The following is an 18,412-nucleotide window of genomic DNA, read 5'->3' as shown; positions in this document are numbered from 1 at the left end:
TTATTGCTTCACCGCGTACACGTTCAGGTAAATGCCCAAACCCAAGGTATCCATTAACGCCGCAAACGGTATCTGCGCATACTTAACCAAGGTGTCGGCCAGCTTGGCCAAGCTGCCGGTTAGACCCAAACGCCTGGATAGCGCGTTGTACTGAATCCGGGTGACTTGCTCGGTTTTAACCACGCGCAAGCCGTGACGCTCCAACAAACTTTTCAGACCTTTTTCGGTAAAGTAATTGACGTGTTCCGGCACCCACAGGCAGGCGTTCTCTTTGGTACCCAGCAGTTTGACCAAAAACGACGCATAGTTGGGCACCGCACAGGCCAGCACGCCGCCGCTCTCCAGCAGATCGGCCACTTTGGCAATAGTGCGGTCCGGTTCGAGTATGTGCTCCAACACTTGCGACATCACTACCACGCCAAATGCCTGTTCGGGCTGATACTGCTCGAACATGATCGGCAAGGGCTCGTCGCCGTTTAAATCCTGGAACACCCGATTTTCATACTGGCCGGGATTGATGCTGACGGTGCGATAACCCAGCAAGCGCAAGGCGCGGGTATAAAAGCCAAACCCGGAACCAATGTCCAAAGCCCGGTGGTTGCCGGATTTGTTCAACTGATCGGCTTGCAGCGCCATGCGCTTGGCATCCACGATGCAGTTAGGAAACGCCGCCTCGCGGCCCATCACTTCGTCCAGCGTGATCGCTTGCGTCAACGCCTGCCCGGAATATTGATAGATGGCTTGCAACCATTGCCGATGCGGCGGTTGATTCAAAAATCCGGTGCCACAGCAGGCGCAGCGGTAAATCCGGAAGGCTTTTCTGCTGGCGCTATCGGTATACAGATAGTCTTTTTGCCGCCAAAAACCGATTTTTTCCGCGCCGCAAGCTACGCAGGCGCGCAGCACTTCGCCATAGATTTCTGTTGTCATTGTTGCGTATGTCATCGTGTTCACCGTTATCACTTTTAAGCATCCGCCGCGAGCGGTTGTTGTCTCAATGTTTGAATCGTTCCAGACTTGGCGCGGCGGTCGGCTTGCCAAGGTTTTGCCAAGATTGCCAATACCACGGCTTCGATGCCGAAATAAACCGGATTGGCCCAGGCCGCGCCGGGCAAACCGTATTGGCTGACCAGCACGGGAATCGTCACCGCCGCCGCTACCGCGCCGCACAAGCGGCCTTTCAACAAAGTTTTGGTACGCTTATGCGCCAGCAGAGGTTGCGCCAGCGCCGTACCCAAGGCATGCAAAGCACAGCCCAGCGCCATCGCCGGCATTAAATCCACGGCGGCGTGATAGGATTTTGCCAAGACCAATGAAGCCACCCAATCCTTAGTCAGCAGTAACAGCAACAAACCGAACGCACCCAGGGCCGCGACACTGGTTATCCAGACCCATAAAATCGAAAAGGCCTTTTGCAATTGCTGTGCGGAGAAGGCCTGAAAATAGGCGGGCTGAAAGGTGCGCAGCAGCACCATCGCGCTGCGGTTAAAGGCCTCGTTGACAATCATGTAAGTCGCGGCATACAAACCGACGTCGGCAGCAGTCAGCAAATAACCGATCACATAACGATCGCCCAAACCGTTGATCCAGAAAATCAATTCCATCGGAATCAGGGGCAAGGCATAGACCCAAACCTCGCGGCGAAAAGAGCGGCTGTCGGTCGCTGGCATCCTAACGGCATTGCGGCGCTTCAAAACGATCCAAACCAGATTGGATAGCAAACTGGCCAGGATGTACCCCAGCAACACCCATTCCGGATTGCCGCCCCACCACCAGACCAGCGCTATCGCCAAAGCGGGTCTCAACACGCTGTCAGTGGTTTGCCAAAGACTGGCCAGGCGCTGTTTACGCTCGCCTATCGCCAACTGTATGCCTAATTCCCGCTGTACCGTCATCGCCAACAACACGCCGGTTAGCAAAAACAACACGCTGCTGACCTCGACAAAATAACCGTAGGCAAAACCACCCAGCACCAGTAGGCCAATGGCTAACATGGTGGCTTGCAGCGTCAAACCGGCGACGGCAGCATGCAAACCAGTACTCTGGCCGGCGGTTTCGCATTCCGGCACGATACGCATGCCGGCGCAGATAAACGGATAAGAAAACACCGCCACGCCCAGCGCGACAAAGCCGTTCAATAAGGCCACTTGGCCGTAAACCGCCGGACTGACCAGTTCCGTCAATAGGCGCATACCCAGCAATAAGGCTAAGGCCGAGGCCGCCTGACCGAACAAGGCCCAAAAGGCATCGCCAAATAATTTGCTCTGTTTCAATGCACCGAACATCGCAGATTTCCTAAGGTAATCGCGGGGAGTAATCGGTTCCGGCCGGCATGGGCTGAACCATTGCCCCGGCTTTGGCCGTGCAGCCCAGTACCATGCCCCACAGCATCATTAACAATGCATTCTGCGGAAAATACTCCCACATGTTAAAAGTCAGGCCGGCAGCGAAGATGAACATCGCCACCAAGCCTTTGTTTGGGTGGATAGACATCCGTGTCGTGATCCATAAAAAAGTCAGATAAGCCAGCAAGCCAATCACACCGTAGCCGTTCAACAGAAATAAATACAGGCTGTCGGAATCGAACTGGCCGGGAAAATACTCGGCACCGAACAACAGATTGACGGTGTTGGAACTCAAACCCAAGCCCCAACCGAACAGCACATCCATCGGATCGTGCACATGATTGGTAAACACCCGCTGCCACAAATCGATCCTGCCGTCCTGGGTGGGATCGGCATCGTCGCGGCCGCTCAATAAAGGGCTGGAAGCCAAAATCAACGCGCCCACCGCCAAAATCGGCGCGGGCATCACTAACGCCCAGCGATCACGTGGCCGCAATGCGGCATAAACTTGAAAAAACACCACCAGCAACGAGCTGATAAACGCGGTGCGGGAGCCACTCAACAACGCTAAAAATACGCTCAGCGCTAACCAACGGCGCATGCCCGGCACCAAGGCAAATACCAACGCGCAAGTCGCCATCGTCGCGCCAAACAAATTAGGACTGACGAAGGTGCCGAACGGCCGGCCGCCGCCCAACATCGACACGCCGAACAACGGTGGCGCCCAAAGAGCCTGGGCTAGGGCCAAACCGGTTTGCAACACCAGGTAATAGCGCAGGTAGCTGGCGAATTTGTACAACACGTAATCGCCGGCACCCAAACGACTGGTGACGAAACCGATCAAGGCCACCGGCAGATATTCGAACACCCGCAGGCCGGTCAGCGGTACGACCAGCGGCAAATCCAGATAAAGGGCGTAGCCCACTTCAAACAGGACATAGCTACAAATCACCCCCAGAAACGCCAACACCGAACTGGTAAAAATTCCGTTACGCAAACGCGGTTCCAGCCAAGCGTAAACGATCAGCACGCCCAATAACGCCTCGCGCAGAATCCGCAAACCCATTTCCTGCTCGCCGTAGACTTCCTTGATACCGGCCCAAGCCGATTCGACCTGCGGCAGCGAAGCAACCGTTGATGCACCAACCAGCGCAATCAACAGCACCGGCAGGTCTTTTTCCAGGCGGATTCTCATCGTTATTATTTAAACCCGCTCGTCGCTTTCGGCAGGAACCGGCAACAGTTCCCTGTCCAACTGCTTACCCAACCAATCGCCCACTGCGTGATATTTATCGCTCCAGCTGGATTCGTCCTTCGGTTCCTGATCCGCGCGTTGGTAGGCATAACCGTAATACGGATAGTAAGACGAGCCTTCTTTCATATCGTTGATGATGAAACCGTTAGGTTTGATGCCAACCTGTTGGAAACGGCGGGCACTGACTTCCAGTTCTTGCGCGGTATATCGGCCTTCTTTCACGACCAGGAAAGTGGCGTCGGCATGCTTACCGAGAATCGCCGCATCGGTCGCGCCCAGAATCGGCGGCGAATCGATGACGATGTGGTTGTAAAAGCTTTTCAGTTGTTCCAGGGTTTCCGACAATTCGCCCAGCACCAGCAATTCCGCCGGATTCAGCACCATATTGCCGCGCGGGATCAAATCGATACCCACGTCAGGCAAGCTGACAATCACTTCGCCCAGCGTGGCGCGGCCGGACAATAAATCGGACAAACCCGGTTGCTTGCCAATCGAAAAGGTATCGTGCAAGCGGCCGTTGCGCATGTCGGCGTCGATCACCAGCACCCGCTTTTTAATGCTGGCTAGCAAGGCTGCCAGATTGGAACTGACAAAGGATTTACCCATGCCCGGCGCCGGACTGCTGACCATGATCACCTTGCTTTCATGCTGGGCCAACGTGGCTTCCAGTGTGGTACGCAGTCCGCGTAGCGACTCGACGGAAATATCCAATGGATCCTGAGAGACCAGAATACCGTTGTCTTTATCCTTACCCAGCAAGCGTCCCAATTTATGCTGCTTTTTGCTATGCGGAATCGCCGCAAACAAGGGCAAACCGACTTGATATTCCAGCAAGGCCGGATAGTTGTCGTGGCGTTGCAAGGAATGTCTGAGAAAAATCAAGGCCGAGCCCAAGCTCAGACCCAGCAAGCTAGCTATCGCCAACAACAAACCAGGCTTAGGCCAGTAAGGTTTTTCCGGGGTGACGGCGAAATCAACGATGCGTGAGTTACCCAAGGAGCCGGCGGCAGCGATGCGTTGTTCCTGCGCGCTGTTCAGCAGCGAGGTATACAACTCGGTGTTTACCTGCACGTCGCGCGACAAACTCACCATGTTTTGCTGGGTTTTCGGTAAATCCTTGATGCGTTTTTCCAAAGCCGCCAGCTTGTTATTCACGCGCTTAATCTGGGCATTAGTGGAAATCATGTCCGGATGCTCGGCTTCCAAGCGCTGGCTTTGTTCGTCGTATTTTTGCTTGAGCTGAATACCCAGGGTCTCCATATCCGACGCCTGTTTCAACAGAATCTCGGCTTCGGCGGAAATATCCACCGCGCCGTGTTGCTGGCGATACGCGCTCAAACCTTGCTCGGCTTTTTCCAGACGCTCCTTGACGATAGGCAACTGGCTTTCCAGGAAACCCAGTTTTTGCGAGGCTTCCGCTGATTCCCAATTCACCGTGGCGTTGACGTAAATTGCCGCAATGTCGTTCACCGATTTGGCCAGTTGCTCCGGGTCGCGGCCTTTCAATTCCACGCTCAGAATATCGGTGTCTTTCGATACTTCCTTGACCGCGAAGGCTTTTTGCAAGGTTTCGATAGCCGACAGCGCGGTGCGGCGGGTTAATTCAAAATGCGTACCCGGATGCGCTTCCAGGGTTTCGACTTTAATCGTCACCGGGGTTTTCTCGCCGATCTCGGCGCTCAACACCTCGCCCACCTGGCCAGCCAGCAATTCGTCGCCGCGCGGGTCGAGCAGTTGAAAACACCCGGCTTCCAAAGCGATCAAGGTAAACTCTTTTTCCAGATAACGGTCTGGCACGCTGAACGCAGCGATTTTCAGCTTTTCGCCACCCCAAGCCCAGCGACTGAACCCCCACCAGGCATCTGCTATGCCGTCGTGCGCATCGTGCCGGCGCGCCAGCGTTTCACCGATCAACGGAAAAAAGTACGGCTCGGTTTCGATGGTCAAATTCAGGTTATCCACGACTTTGCCCAACACCGAACGCGAACGCAAAATCTCCACTTCGCGCTGCGCGCGCGGGCTTTCCGCTTCCGCTGGCGCTTGATTGTTTTCGCTGCGTAGCGTCGCGGACAGCAAGGCCTTGTTTTTATCAATCCGCAGCAAAGCATCGGCTTTGTAGGTACGTGGTGCCAACACCAGATACACGGTGGTGATCAGCAACACTGAACACAGCGCGATAAAAATGGTTTTCCGACCTTCGATCAGCAGATCGACGTAGTCGCGAATACTGACGCTAGACTCTGGCATCCGCACCTGATTCAGCGGTTGCAAAACCGGGGTAGCTTCGTTTTGTGAGTAAATCATTTGTTACATCCCCATCATCGCGGCTTGCGACATGATTGCGGTAAACGAGCCGGGTAAAATTTGGTTCAGGACCCTAGACCATTGCGTAACACCTGCGGTACCAATAAATAAGGTGTCGTGCGCTTGCAGCGGAAACTGATCGGCCAGAATCATCGCGTCGGGCGATTCGCCATTTAGTTGGAAAATCTCCGGCTGCATGTCGCCGGCGCGAATCACGTAAATATCACCGGGCCGCGAGGTATTAAAATCAACCCCGGACGCCTCGGCCAAGGCTTGCGACAAACTCATCCGGCCTTTGTTGATTTGGATGGCTTGCTGGCGATTGGCTTCGCCCATCACAAACACCTTGCTGTCTTTTTGATCGCCGACATTCAACACATCGCCGTCTTTCAACAGCAAATTCTGGGTGGTCAGGCCTTTTTCGTACATTGATTGCACATCCAGTTTGTAGAGTTTGCCGTCGCGGGCCAGCGCTACGTTGGCAAAATCGGAGTCCTTGGTCGAGCCGCCGGCGCGGGTGATGGCTTCAGCGACCGTCAATGGCGTTTCGTTCATGGTTTGCACGCCGGGACGCACGACTTCACCGACCACCGCGACTCGGTGCGCCTGGAAGGACAGCACGCGGATGTCGAGTTTGACCTTTTTGAAATATTTGGACAGCTCGCGCGTCAAATCGGCGCGGGCTTCGCTGACGGTTTTGCCGGCCACGTGGATACTGCCGACGTAGGGGTAATACAGGTCACCGTTCTCATCCACTACTTTACCGGCCAGCTCCGGCATGATTTTTTCGCCGCCGGGATCGTTCAGTTCCGGATGCTCCCAAACGGTGATTTGTAATCTATCCTGCGGGCCGATGCGGTAGCTGGTTTTGTTGGGGTCTACCGGCGGCAGGCTGTTGATCGCTTGCCGGCGAGAGGTCTCTCTTTCGATGATCAGATCGGCGGTAATCGGCACGATGCGGACTTTCTCCTTGACCAATTGCCCGTCTTTTTTCATCGGCATCTCGATTTCGGTCAAACCATTATCGGTATTCATATCCATGCCTGGCGCCAGGAAACAACCAGGCAAGGTTAAGATCAGCATGATGGGAATCAATCTAAACATGTAAGTGTGTCCTTAGTAGGCGTTTTTATTGATAAAACCGGTCAGCACGGTGCGGAAGGCGATCTCCAAATCAAACCACAGCGACCAATGCTGGATGTAATACAAATCGTGTTCGATGCGACGGTTGAGGTCGGTGTCGCCGCGCCAGCCGTTAACTTGCGCCCAACCGGTGATGCCGGCTTTCACCATGTGTTTTTTCATATAGTTAGGCACTTGGTCCTTGAACACTTCGACGAAATCCGGACGCTCGGGGCGTGGGCCGACCAACGACATATCGCCGCGCAACACATTGATCAATTGCGGCAGTTCATCCAGGCTGGTTTTGCGCAGGAAAGCGCCGAACGGGGTGGCGCGATTTTCACCGGGCTTGGCCCAGACCGCGCCGGTTTTGGCTTCGGCATCCACCGGCATGGAGCGGAACTTCAACATCGTGAACGAGCGATTATTCCAACCCACCCGCTCCTGGCGATAAAACACCGGGCCCCGCGAGCTCAGCTTCACGCCCACTGCCAAAACCAACATCAGCGGGCTGATCAGCAGTAATAAAATCAAAGCCAAAAGTCGATCTTCGATTTCCTTGATGTAACGATTGATGCCATGCAACGGCGATACTGAGAAATCCAGGGTCGGAATACCAGCCACAGTGTTCAAGCTCAGAAATTTGCTTTGTTTGAAGGCAAAACAGTCGATCACTAACCGAATGCTGACCGGCAAATGGCGGAGTTGGTATTGGGCGCGCTCAGTCAAGGATTCACCCTGATAAGCCACCCATACTTCATCAATCGCTTGAGCTGAGATGATGCCCGGCAGGTCTTCCAGTTTACCGAGACGCGGCAGTGCAAAATCGTTGATCGAATTTCTATCATCGCCTCTATCGTCTACATAACCGACCACTTGCAGCCCGGCCCAGGACGAATGATTCAACTGCCGCGCTACCGCTACCGCCATTTGATTCAAACCCACCATCACAATGCGGCCCTGTGACCAACCGCGAGCCCGTAAGAAACGCAGCACTTGCGACAACACCCCGCGCGCTACCAACACAAAAGCCAAACCCAGCACACCCCAGGAGGCAATCCAGCGATAACTGGAACCGAACCAAAAATGCAATCTGATTAAGGCGACGATGGACACCACCGCCACCAACGCTGAAATCCAAGCTCTGACGATACGGGCAATTTCGCCGCGCATCGCATCGTTACGCCAAGGCCGATAGACCTGGCCGATTTCGAAGAAGATGATGGCACCCAGGATGCCCAGCGCGATGACGATCCGGTAATCCTGATCGACAACGTACTCGCGCAACCAAAAATAGTGAGTCACCCAAGCGGCAGCAAACAACATGGCGACGTCGATGACGCGCAGCAACAAAATCACCGTGTGACCGTACTGTTTAAAAAGCCCGTTGAAAATATTTCCCAAACCGAGTGGCATGATGGTTTAACCCCTATATCGTCTTGATCCAATGACTAAGGGTCACCGTCCCTGGAAACCCAACCTAATGCGAACGGGTTGATAACCCCTATTCGCTTGAGTATTAGATTACCGAGCCAAGATGAGAGAAAACCTGAGGGTTTAATTAAGAATGTATTAGGAAAGGCTTAACTTTGGATGAGAGCGTTTTTTAGACCATGAATGATGGCCATTTGGGTAGCGGGCTTTAATCCGTGTCAAACTCATAATTGACTTTGACACGCTGCGATGTGCCGGTTTGGGTTTCCAGATTGATGCTATCGGTGAGTTTGTATTTCAAAACCAGCAGTGCCTGCTTACTGAACAGGCCTAGTTTGGTGCCCACATAGGTATTAGCCGTCAGATACTGTCCTGCAGTGACCAGCGTATCGGCAAACGACTTGCCTTGCTGCACTTCAAACTCGTCTATACCCAGTTTCTCGGTCAGCCACGACAGCCGCCCTGCGCCATAGGATAAAGCGGCGCTCGCGATCATATTGCCTTCATCCTTACCGGCTTGGTTCAGCGAAGCCCCGGTAATCAAATACGCCAGCGCATCGGACTCGGGCAGGCTGGGCTCGGTATAAATCTTGGTCTGCGGCGCAGTGGCCGAACCGCTCACCTGCAACACGGCCGTCACCTTCTGATCCTTGGAAACCCGATAGGCTTCGACGTCCAGCCACGGGCGATCAATCGGGCCGTTGAATAAAAACCGGCCCTTACGCAACTTCAGATCTTGTCCGTAACTTCGGTAACGGCCGTCAGCCATATCGATGGCACCATGCAAGGCAAGACGTCTATCAAGTTTCAGAAATTGCAGTTGCCCGGTCAGTTTTGTATCCAAGCCAAGCCCGGAAAAACTGGCTTGCTGCCCCAACTGAATCGCCACGTCAGCGTCGATACCCGGTGGCGCTTCGATAGCCTGATCCGAGTCCGTTTTGCCGACGATCACCTCATCGCGACTGACCGCCACCGCGCTGGCCGGCAGTTCTTTGATTTTAACCATGGCTTTGTCAATTCCCAACGCCCCGGTCACTTTGGCATCACCACGGGCCGAGCGGCCCAGCTTAAGATGCGGCGCGATGGTCACTTCGGCTTCTGGCAACTTAGCTACCTCAAAGTCATTACCCAGCACATCAAGATCGGCAGTGCCATCCAGGCCCAACAAACCATCAATGGCAAGCCGACCGCCGCCGGAACGAAGGCTGCCGTGTACTTGAAGCGGCTGATCATCATTCACAGCATCGGCATGCAGCTGAATATCGGACAAAACAATACCCAGCTCATCAATTTGTAAGCGACCATCCTCCAAACTCAGACGCCCCTGTGCAACTGGCTGAGGCAACGAGCCCCCCAGTTTTAGATCGGCGCCGAATCGCCCCTTAAGCCCGGACATATTAGGCACCAGCCCCTGAAACAAACCAAGATCGTTGATTTTTGCCGCCAGGTTTCCGGCCAAGCCCTGTCCGGCACCTTGATCCAGTTGCAACTGAGCGCGGATAAAGTCGCTACCGTCAGTCGCCAAATCAAGATCGGCAGTCAAGCGCTCGCCAGCGAGATTGCCGAACAGAATGGCCTTGCGAAACGGCACCACCAACCCATTCCGGCCGACCGGCAGCGACACGCCGGCTTCTGCCAGCGCCAATCGATAATCACCCTGCAAACCGCTCCCGCGTTTGCGAACCTCGGCAGTCGCGGCCAAGCTGCCAAAAAGTTGCCAATGCGCCGGCAGATAAGCGCTTAGCAAATCCAACGGATAGTCGCTGACCCGCCCCTGACCGCTCAGATCGCCATTTGCCAGATAATCGCCCTGCAAACAGATTAACGCATTCGCTTGCGTCAGACAGGTATCGGCCAAGCGCACATCGGCACCGGCAGGCCGCTGGTCTATCGTCAAGGCGGCCGCTTGCCGCAATTCCCAGGCACCTAGTTGAGGGACTTGCAAGGATAAAGCCTGCAACGCCCCTTGCCAGCGCGGCGCTTGCCAGCGGCCGGCCAGCGCCAGCGCCAATTGCCCCTGCGGCGCCCGGACATCCAGGCTAACGCTGTGTTTTGCTGTAGTACCGCTGGCAGCTATCGCCACGCTGTCGATGGTGTCGTGACCGCTAAGCACATGTTGGGCATGCATTTGTAGCCGGCTATGGGCGTTTGGCTGAAAATCCAAGGTCAGATCAAATGCGCCGACTTGCTGTTGCGCATAGCCAAGCCCCGCCGCCTGCGCCGTCAACTCAATATCCGGCAAATGCCAATCACCGCGCAGAAGACCGTTAACATGCGCTTTACCACGCAGACCGGGCCACAAACCGGCTAAAGCCGGCGTATGCAAATCAAAGCGAAGCGCGGATTCAGCCGGACCCAAACGACCATCAGCGTGTAACCGATTGCTACCTGATGACAGTTGTAACTGATCGACCGCCACGACCTGCCCGTCCAGCGCAAATTTTCCCCCACCGCTCAACGGCTGGCCGAGCAATTGCCCATCCAGCCTATGCAGTTGCGCCTTAAGCTGCGGTGCGCCCGTGTTCAAACGTCCCTCGACATCCCCATCAAGCGACAAGCGCCCCGGCAAATCCGGCAGCAATACCGCCGGGTTAAAATCTCTGGCTTGCGCATGCAAAGCAAATTGGACAGCGTCCTGCCAGGCAATCGTACCGTCGACAGCCAAGCTGCCCGCCTTGGATGCCACCAGGAATCGCTGGAGTTTGGCAGACGTCGGCGTGCCCTCCATTGCCAGATCCACGTGAGCATCCGGCAACTCGGCTCGCCGCACATCGGCGGTCAGCTTGGCCTGAAAGGCTGAGGCACTACCCTGCACCGTCAGCGAACCCTGCGGACTTGTCAATTGCGGAAGATTGCCGACCAAGGGCCAGCGCGCATCGACCCAATCGCCTTGCAATGCAAAACCCGGGGTTTGTAACAGCTCATCAATCTGGCCGTGCAAGGTTGCAGCGAACGGGCCTGAGGCACTGATGTCCAGTATCAAGCGCTTCAGATCGCCGCTGAATTTGCTGGCTGTCTGCCAGTCGCCATATTCGGCCGAACGCAACTGACACTTCGCGTTCAGCGCCAGTGGATAGCCGCCACCTAAGCCCAACCATCCATTTAGATCAAGCTGATAGTCCGCAGCCTCAGCGACCATATGGGTTAAATGCAAGCGGCCGCCTTCGGTGTTGGCAGACAAAGTGAGATTTGGGAGATCGTGACGTTGCCCGGACTGGATGAATGTAGCATCGTTAACCGTCAAACGATCCAAGCGCAGCGCCAGCGGCACGGGTAGCGAGGCTTCCGGGTCAAAATGGCTGCTGGCATCCGCCTGCTGAGTGTCCGATTCCAGGGTCAATTCCAGACCCTGGATGGCGATTTCATCGATCTGCAGCGCGCCTTTCAGTAAATCGAGCGGGGACCAAGCCAGCGAGAGGTAGCGGAGTTTGAGCTGGGTGCCATCGGCATGATACTGCACCCCTGCCAACTGCAAACGATGCAGCAGGGTGCCGTCGATGTCGGTAATGCTGGCCTCGGTCGGCAGTACTTGCTGAATCAGCCAGCGACTTCCCGACTGGCTGTTGGCCATAGCCAGCACGACCGCCAACAGCAGCAACGGCAACGGCAGTACCAGGAGTAGCCCCCGCAGACACCTCATCGACCAGCGCCACAGGCTCACAAACGTGTCCCTGCGGCAAAATGGATTTGAAACGAGGAGTCGGCGGGTTGCAGGGGCACCGCAAAATCCAGGCGTACCAAACCAATCGGCGAGTACCAACGCACCCCTAATCCCACGCCTGTCTTCACTTGAATGCCGTCCAAATTATAGGCATTGCCGGCATCGATAAAGGCGGCCGCCCCCCAATTGTCGAGTACCGAATGTTCATATTCAACGCTGACCACACTCAAAAAGCGCCCGCCCACCACCGCGCCCGTAGCGTCCTTAGGTCCCAGTTCTTTGTAACTGTAACCACGTATGCTGTTCATACCGCCGGCAAAATAACGATAAGTAGTGGGTAGCTTGTCGAAATTATCCACCAACGTGGCGCCTTGCTCGCCACGCAGCACAATGCGTCCCACGTCGCCAACGGGGTGCATCCACACGCCCGCCACTGACCCTTGCAGCATACTGATATTGGACAGCGGGCTTTTGTAGCTGCCATCCACTGAGAACTCCAACCGATAACCGCGTGTCGGTCGAAGCGGATTGTCCGATACCGAACGCAACCAACTGCCGCCGGGTAACAGCAATAGCGTCGTGTCGGTCGTATTCGCCGCCGTATACTTCTCGTAACTGTAGTCGATAAACAATGTCTGCTTCCAGCCACTGGTGAATGCGTGCTTCAAGCGCGCCGATAATTTCCCTGCCCACGAGGTATAACTGGTCGTGTCTTCGCGTTTCACACCCGCACCAAAGCTCAAGGAGTCGTTGAGCGGATCATCCAGCGGTACGGTGTATTCAGCGCCGGCTGTAGCCAAGACCGGCGATAGATCCAGTTCGGCGTTGAAATAATGGCCCTGCGGATTGATCAAACGATTGAGATAAGTTCCACTGACCAAAGGCCCCTTATCGGTGTCGTATCCAAAACCCATCCCGTAATGATGGCGCTTGTTCGGATACAGACTCAGCATGACGGGCACCTGCCTATCGGCTATGCCGGCTAAATCCGGATGAATATCCACCGATTTGAAATAGCCGCTGTTGGACAGCGCATTGTGCGTATCGGCTAGCTTATGACTATCGTAATACTCGCCGGTTTTGACCTTGACCAACTTGGCAACAAACGCGGGATCAAGAACAGCCTGGTCAATCTTGACTTCGCCAAAATAAAGACGCGGCCCCGCATCGTAATGCAGCACAATATCGGCCCGATCTTGAGAAGGATCGACGCGCAATTGACTCGTGGCAAAGCGGCCTTGCAAGTAACCACGCTCTAAGGCCAATGCCTCGATTTGTTTTTTTAAGGCTTCATAATGCCCGTGATGCAGCGGGCTGCCTACTTTGGCGGATAACTTTTCCCGTAAGCTCGCGAATGCCGGATCGTCAACCGCTTCACCGAGAAATTGCAGGTCAATCGCGGTCACGCGCATCGGCTCGCCGGGCGTAATAACAAAGCGCGCCTGCCAGCAATCGGGCTTAATATCCAGATTTTTTTCTAGGCTGACGTGGTAGTGACCTAACGCGCGTAACGCATCGTCGATCTCCTGATCGGCCTTGAGGAACAGACTATTGATTTTCCAATCAGGCGCCTTGCAGTCCTGTTCACGCAAAGACAAGCTGATTTCAACATTCCTTAATAACTCACCGTCTATGCCCTGAATCAGGACATCGGCCGAGGCCTCTAACGTCTCAAAGAGGCCGACCAAAACCACCGCGTACAAGTGGAATCGATAGTTACCGGTCATCTTGGGTCATCGAAACAGGTCATAGGGAGCGCTGAAGAGGTTGCGCAGCCACTTTACCAGTGATCCAGCCCGCCTAGCAAACTGCAACCTGAGCAGTATCGACTAGGCGGTTGGCTACTCTACAGTGCCAAGATTGGCTATGAAGCCAAAGTATGAAGTGGTAAACCTATACCCTATCCGCCAACAAGCGGATAGGGTGCACTAGCTTGCGCGCGGTCTCGGCGCGTTCGGCGTTCAGGTAAAACGCACAGCTGAAATTACTGCTAACCACCACATCCGCACCGGAGCCTTCGATGGCCTGGCGCTTGGCGTTACGCAGTTGCTGGGCGTTGTCCGGGTGGCTGAGCATATAGCTGCCGCCGGCGCCGCAGCAGAGTTGATTATCCGGCAGGGCTTCGATATTTAAACCGGGGATTTTCCGCAGCAGCTCATGCACGGCACGGCCGTTTTTCAACACATTGCGCTGGCTGCACGGCTCGTGCACCGCCACATTCATATTGGACGCAGCAGGCTCCAAGTTCTTCGGCCAATGTTCCAATAAAAATTCGTTGATGTCCTGCAGGCGCTTGGCAAACCAACCGGCGGTTTCGCTATTATCGCCTTCGTACTCGCTCAACATCGCGCCGCAGCCACTGGCCACGTAGATCACCGCGTCCACTTCCAATTGGTAAAACGCTTCGATATTTTTCTCTTTCAAGGCTTGCGCGGAACAGCCGTTGTGCTGATGAATGGCGCCGCAGCAGCCTTGGCCTTCCGGCACCACCACTTCATAGCCTATGGTATTGAGTAGCTTGATTGCAGCCCGTTGCGTGGCGCGGTCAAAATGTTCGGCCAGGCAACCGGTAAATAAGGCTACTCGTCCGCGCTGCCGCTGCCGCCTGCCGACCGGATAAATCCCGGCCAAACTGCCTAGGGCCGGCTCGTTCAGCAAACTTTCGGCGGTATCTAATTTTAATTTGCGCAGCAAGCCGCTGGCTCGCAGCGGTTTTCGTAAACCGGAACGTAAATATAACGACAGCATGGGCAACAACATCCGCCGCCGGCGTTTATGTTCGATAAAGTACATCGCCAACTTGGCTAACCAAGGGTGGGCCACCGCCTCCTGCAATTTCGCTCGGGCTTGATCGAACAAGGCGCCGTAACGCATCCGGCTGGGACAGGCGGTTTCGCAAGCGCGGCATTGCAGACAACTATCCAAATGGGCGCGCTCTTCAGCGCTGATGGGTACATCCTCCACCAAGATTTTGCTGATGGTGCGGATGCGTTGCCGGGGCGTTTCGGCGTCGATTTCGAACAAGCGAAAAGTCGGGCAGCTGCTGACACACATGCCGCAGCGCATACATTCGCTGGCTTCCGGGATATACGGACCGTTGGGCGCAGGCGACCCCGAGCCGTCATCGCCCGTAAATTCGCCCATGCCAAAATCCATCATATCGAACATGTTAGCCCTCCATCATTTTGGTGTAAGCCCGGCGCAACAACTCCATTTCAGCTGGCGGCCGACCGCGCAACTCCGGCAAGGTGCGCATCTGGCAACCCAAGGACTGCATCAAGCGGTGCGGCGGATCCAGCAGTTTGAAACGCGCCATGTATACGGTGACGGTACCTTTTGGGGTATCGACGTATTCTTTAAAACCCGCTTCGGCATAGAGTAAATCGTTATCGAACCCCAGCAGACGATTGATGGCGTTAACCAGCGTTGCCGGATGCACGGTGATTTTTCCGTCGTTTACCGTCGCGTCCTCATCGAAGGCGACCGACAGCGGCGGCAAAGACTGCGGAAAGCACACGCTGCCGCCGGCCTGCTGGGCAAACAAGGTCAAGGCGCTAATATCGCCTTTGTACATCAATAATAATCGGTGGCTGTTAAACGCCTCCGGCACTGCGTTGTTCATTGTTTAGCCAGGCGCACAATTGTCCCACAGCGATTTAAAGCTGCTATCCAAGCGCGACAGCCGGCTGTTGATTTGGTCCAACAATGAGTACTGCGGGAAGCGCGCCTTATTACCGTCGCGATACCATTGCTCCATCGCTTCGGTCAGCTGGGTTCTTTCGTTAAAACAATCGGCGATTTGCTGCTTCAACCAGCTAATACTGCTTTGCGGGGCCAGTTCCGCCACGCGGTAGCGTAAGCCATTATTAAAGATCCGCACGCCTCCGCCTTGCGCGGCGGTGTGATACAAGGCCGCTTGATCGACAACTTCCACCCCGGCCAGATAATCGATGCCAAACTCATGCAACTGCGGCAGCCACGGTACGGTGGGGCCCATCAACACGGTTTTGGCGTGACTGGATAGCTCTACCAGCCGCGGAAAGGTTTTATTCGGAATACTGCTGGCGGTCAAAAACACCCAGTCAGCTTGCGGCAATAAAAACTCGCACGCGGAATCCGGCAGATCGGCAGCAGACGGTTGTCGCTCCAAAATGGTTAAATGCATTTTGTCTTGATAGCGTTCGATGCCCGGATAACGGCCGATCACCACCACGTTTTTGCCATGCAGCTGCGGCAAAAAATGCTCGAACACCGCCAGATTGGCATGTTCGTCGTGACTGTCCAACACCAGCGAATCCGGCAAAGGCCGGGCGTTGATGCAACTGTTGATGGCTGCCATGGCAACCGTGGCTTTATACGGTTCCCATTCGGTAATCCAGGCGGCTAAATCCGTCACCGGTTTGCCCACCAAGGTGCCGGACCACGGCAAGGTGCGCGTGTTCTGCCCCGGACTCATCGCCAAACCGGCGGTCGCCCGGCCCTGACTTTGGCACACTGTCCAAACCAAACCGATCATCAGGTTGTCCACCACGGCATCGCTGCTGCAATAGTCCAGCAGCAATTCGTACAAGCGTTTTGGGTTAGCCATTGCCCCCCCTTATTGCGGGATGTCTAGCAATTTTGCTTCGGTTTTAATGTTGTCTTGCTGGCCCCAGGCATTAATGGCCTCGACGAACCATTGTTTTTTGGTCGGGTGCGGCTGCACAACATCGTATTCGGCATAAAAACTGCCGTCGCCATGAAATTTAATCTGACCGATGCGCTGCTTACCGGCATTGTACCAATAACCCACCAGATCCTGGGTTTGGGTAAACGGGTCGGTGACTAAACTGAACTCGGCGCTATCGAATTTCGGCAAACTGAGTTCGGTTTGCAGCGGAAAGCCCAGCTTGACGATATTTTCTATAATGCGTTGACAGACTGTCTCGCCGAAAGCCCGCCGTGCCGCCACCTGCTCGGCAACCTGTTCGCTGGTCATGCGGCATCCTCCAGCACTGCATCCGCCAAATCCATAATCACCGAGGCGCCGGAACGGTCTTCCGGGTCTAATGCACGCATCAAGACTAATATCGATTGTGCTTCCGCATCCAACTGCCGCCGCAGTTTGATAAAGGCTAGCGCTTTTAAACTGTAGAGATAAAACAGCGCGACTTCGCTGGCGTACATATCCCACTGCGCCAACTCGCGGCCCAGCTTCCGATAGTCGGCTGGAAAACCGCCCTGCCGAGCCGCTTCGTTTAGTGCCGCCATGACTTCAAGCTCGGCTTCCAGCAAACGGCCTTGGTAAAAATAGAATTTATACAAGGCAAAATAGGTTTGCAGACAAGCACTATCCAAGGCCTGCGCCTGTCTGAAATACTTTTCCGCCAAAGGCTTGTCAGCGTGGCTGGCCGCTACCGCCATCTGCAACAGTTTATTCACCTCTTCCGGCACATCCGGACTGAATAAAACCCGTTCTTCAAAAAAGCCGAGCTGACTCATGGATTACCAGACCTCGGCGGGCGCAACCAACGCGGCGACCGGCTCGCCACCCAACAAATGCTGATCAATGATGGTTTTGACATCATCCTTGGTGACTTTGCCGTACATCACCCCTTCCGGATAGACCAATACGCTGGGCCCCAGCATGCACGGGCCCATGCAACCGGTATTGGTTAGGCCGATTTTCTCGAACAGGTTACGGGCCTGAATTTGATTCATGAACTCGTTCATCACCTCGGCACAACCACTGGCGGTACAGGAGCCGCGCGGATGGCCTTGCGGACGGGCTTGAGTGCAGACGAATACGTGTTTATCGGGACGAGGCATAGTGGGATTCCTTATGGTTTAACTAAAAATAAGGTGTCGCTATCGCGACGAATTCATTGATGTCGGTTCTCGGACCGACAACCGAGACACTTTCTTTTGCTCCGCCAAAAGAAAGTATCCAAAGAAAAGGCGGCCCGAATGCCGCTTGTTCCCTGCGCTCCTCGCTTTTGAACGGGGTTGCCGAAAGGGGCTCCCTGCCCCTTCGGCAACGCGCCGCATCCCTGCGGCGCCCCTGCGGGCTGCTCACTCGGCACATCCATGTGCCTCGCCCTTCGGGTGCTGCGCATGCAAATCGGCTATCCTGCCGATTTGTCCGTTCAAAAGCTCCGGTGCTCGGCGCGGCATACGGGAGACGACCGTTCTACTCTCGATGCTCCTAGATTTACATCCAGCACCAGAAAACTAAAAAGGGCTTTTACAAAGCATTGTGAACCTAAAACAGCTGGCGACAGCTCACCCCCGAATTAACTCCAATAACTTAGC

The 18,412-nt window shown here is 55.1% G+C and carries 14 protein-coding genes; all 14 read right to left on the bottom strand.

Annotated features, from left to right (window positions below; genetic code table 11):
* A complete protein-coding gene (locus JL719_RS04770) occupies positions 1-945 on the bottom strand; it encodes a class I SAM-dependent methyltransferase (RefSeq protein WP_033157143.1) in 945 nt (314 codons plus the stop codon).
* 20 nt (positions 946-965) lie between these two features.
* On the bottom strand, positions 966-2,285 hold the full coding sequence (locus JL719_RS04765; RefSeq protein ID WP_033157144.1) for a lipopolysaccharide biosynthesis protein: 1,320 nt from the start codon (positions 2,283-2,285) through the stop codon (positions 966-968).
* A gap of 10 nt (positions 2,286-2,295) precedes the next feature.
* Complete coding sequence (locus JL719_RS04760) at positions 2,296-3,540, bottom strand: O-antigen ligase family protein (RefSeq protein ID WP_033157145.1); 1,245 nt, start codon at positions 3,538-3,540, stop codon at positions 2,296-2,298.
* 9 nt (positions 3,541-3,549) lie between these two features.
* Complete coding sequence (locus JL719_RS04755) at positions 3,550-5,904, bottom strand: polysaccharide biosynthesis tyrosine autokinase (RefSeq protein ID WP_033157146.1); 2,355 nt, start codon at positions 5,902-5,904, stop codon at positions 3,550-3,552.
* A gap of 3 nt (positions 5,905-5,907) precedes the next feature.
* Entirely contained in the window at positions 5,908-7,008 is a 1,101-nt protein-coding gene (locus JL719_RS04750) for a polysaccharide biosynthesis/export family protein (protein ID WP_033157147.1), read from the bottom strand.
* 12 nt (positions 7,009-7,020) lie between these two features.
* Positions 7,021-8,442, bottom strand: a complete 1,422-nt coding sequence (locus JL719_RS04745; RefSeq protein WP_033157148.1) for an undecaprenyl-phosphate glucose phosphotransferase — start codon at positions 8,440-8,442, stop codon at positions 7,021-7,023.
* A gap of 226 nt (positions 8,443-8,668) precedes the next feature.
* Positions 8,669-12,121, bottom strand: a complete 3,453-nt coding sequence (locus JL719_RS04740) for a translocation/assembly module TamB domain-containing protein (protein WP_203531406.1) — start codon at positions 12,119-12,121, stop codon at positions 8,669-8,671.
* Positions 12,118-13,848: an autotransporter assembly complex protein TamA gene (locus tag JL719_RS04735; protein ID WP_033157149.1), complete on the bottom strand. Its 1,731-nt coding sequence runs from the start codon at positions 13,846-13,848 to the stop codon at positions 12,118-12,120. Before JL719_RS04735 ends, JL719_RS04740 begins: the two co-directional genes overlap by 4 nt.
* Positions 13,849-14,014: 166 nt before the next feature.
* Complete coding sequence (locus tag JL719_RS04730) at positions 14,015-15,289, bottom strand: (Fe-S)-binding protein (RefSeq protein WP_033157150.1); 1,275 nt, start codon at positions 15,287-15,289, stop codon at positions 14,015-14,017.
* A 1-nt stretch (position 15,290) separates the two neighbouring features.
* Positions 15,291-15,743, bottom strand: a complete 453-nt coding sequence (locus JL719_RS04725; protein ID WP_033157151.1) for a hypothetical protein — start codon at positions 15,741-15,743, stop codon at positions 15,291-15,293.
* Positions 15,744-15,746: 3 nt separating this feature from the next.
* Complete coding sequence (locus tag JL719_RS04720; RefSeq protein WP_033157152.1) at positions 15,747-16,709, bottom strand: DUF364 domain-containing protein; 963 nt, start codon at positions 16,707-16,709, stop codon at positions 15,747-15,749.
* A 9-nt stretch (positions 16,710-16,718) separates the two neighbouring features.
* The gene (locus JL719_RS04715; protein ID WP_033157153.1) at positions 16,719-17,099 is read right to left on the bottom strand and encodes a hypothetical protein; all 381 of its coding nucleotides are present in this window, start codon (positions 17,097-17,099) and stop codon (positions 16,719-16,721) included.
* On the bottom strand, positions 17,096-17,602 hold the full coding sequence (locus tag JL719_RS04710; protein WP_033157154.1) for a hypothetical protein: 507 nt from the start codon (positions 17,600-17,602) through the stop codon (positions 17,096-17,098). Before JL719_RS04710 ends, JL719_RS04715 begins: the two co-directional genes overlap by 4 nt.
* Before the next feature lie 3 nt (positions 17,603-17,605).
* Positions 17,606-17,929, bottom strand: a complete 324-nt coding sequence (locus tag JL719_RS04705) for a (2Fe-2S) ferredoxin domain-containing protein (protein ID WP_020484886.1) — start codon at positions 17,927-17,929, stop codon at positions 17,606-17,608.
* Positions 17,930-18,412 lie beyond the last annotated feature (483 nt).

This window comes from Methylomonas sp. LW13, assembly GCF_016865255.1.
Taxonomy (GTDB): domain Bacteria; phylum Pseudomonadota; class Gammaproteobacteria; order Methylococcales; family Methylomonadaceae; genus Methylomonas.
The sequence above is the reverse complement of the archived record's forward strand: the minus strand, read 5'-3'. Positions and strand labels throughout refer to the sequence as shown.